The following is a 598-nucleotide window of genomic DNA, read 5'->3' as shown; positions in this document are numbered from 1 at the left end:
GGATCAAAGCTTGCTTACAGCTCCCCGAGGCAGTTTCGTTGTTCGCCACGTCCTTCATCGACTCCTAGCGCCTAGGCATCCTCCGTGTGCTCTTAGTAGCTTAACCATGATGCTCTTTTGTTGTGCTGCTCGCTCTGTTGTCCGCATGTTTCCCCCGTAAACGGTTGAAACAAGCTCCCAAAGGATCGATCATCACATCAAATTCGCATACCATTTTAGTTTGTATTCAGTAAACTGAATACTCACCAGCTACTTTTACACTTTGTTTCGTTAACAAGTTAACAAAACATCAATATAAAAGAATGTTCATTCTAACTTACAAATTCGTTCGTTATCTAGTTTTCAAGGATCAAAGTCATTTCTACAAGAGAAATAACGTTTTGAAAGATTGCTCTTTCAAAACTGAACACGAGTGAGTGTGCGACTTTACATTGTAAAGTCTTACGGTGACTAAAAGCCACCGTGTTCGAATGTTTCCGTCTCAGGAAACGATTCTCCATAGAAAGGAGGTGATCCAGCCGCACCTTCCGATACGGCTACCTTGTTACGACTTCACCCCAATCATCTACCCCACCTTCGGCGGCTGGCTCCCTTGCGG

2 rRNA genes are annotated in these 598 nt (G+C 44.0%); both read right to left on the bottom strand.

Going from position 1 to position 598, the window contains the following annotated elements:
* Positions 1 to 106, bottom strand: a 23S ribosomal RNA gene (locus AC1TO9_RS24510); the annotation flags it as partial.
* A gap of 396 nt (positions 107 to 502) precedes the next feature.
* Positions 503 to 598: ribosomal RNA gene (locus AC1TO9_RS24505) — 16S ribosomal RNA — on the bottom strand; the annotation flags it as partial.

This window comes from Paenibacillus sp. Y916 (assembly GCF_056786435.1).
This window is presented reverse-complemented; position numbering and strand designations above follow the sequence as displayed.